This is a genomic window from Oleiphilus sp. HI0125, from assembly GCF_001635355.1.
In genome coordinates, this window is sequence record NZ_LWGF01000213.1 from 1 (window position 1) to 729 (window position 729).

The 729-nt window shown below is 43.1% G+C and carries 1 protein-coding gene; it reads right to left on the reverse strand.

From position 1 onward, the window contains the following. Positions 1-65 precede the first annotated feature (65 nt). A complete protein-coding gene (locus A3762_RS03305) occupies positions 66-584 on the reverse strand; it encodes a hypothetical protein (RefSeq protein WP_068754066.1) in 519 nt (172 codons plus the stop codon). Positions 585-729: the final 145 nt, after the last annotated feature.

Consider the following 729-nt stretch of genomic DNA (forward strand, 5'->3'; position numbering starts at 1 on the left):
CCAATATACAAACTGTTATGAGTAAAAAGACAAGCACGTAACCCATACAAGAGACCTTGAAGACCCTAGACTGCCTGCAACAATGCCACCGACCCTGAGACAGAATAAACCATATAAACTTGATCCGACTTATGAACTACAAAGCACAAGCCTTCATAATAAATTTTTAAACCCTGACCGCGCGAAGATCGCTTGGAGAAATCTGCACACTCACTAAGCTGTAAAACCTGACGCAAAATCTCGCAAGCCAAACACCAATGTTTGTTTATATTGCCCTCTCCCCTATTAACGAGTAGCAAGTAATCAACTAACACTGAAGAACCTAGCACCAACACACGTTCAGTTAACCAAGATTCAAGAGGACTAACCACCCGAAAAGAAGAGCGACACAAATAGACACTCTCACCATCACACTCCAGATACCAATGCACACACTCAAGACCACCCATCTCCAAGAAAGTGCCTGCCCCTGTAGCCATCACGTCATTAATTCGATTCCTCTGAACATCTCTATTAACGGTTGTCGACAAAACTGCCATAACTCGATCAACCTCGTTATCAAACGTCTGCGTTGCATCACGCAAGCTGGAGAGCAAACTCCTCTCGACCAATCTTTTATGCGAATGACTCAGAGGATACGTGGGCAAATATAGGTGAGGACTTGCAGCCCTATTTGAGCGCGAATTGCTTCTTACATTGAATAGATTTTTAAATTTCATGATTTGACCT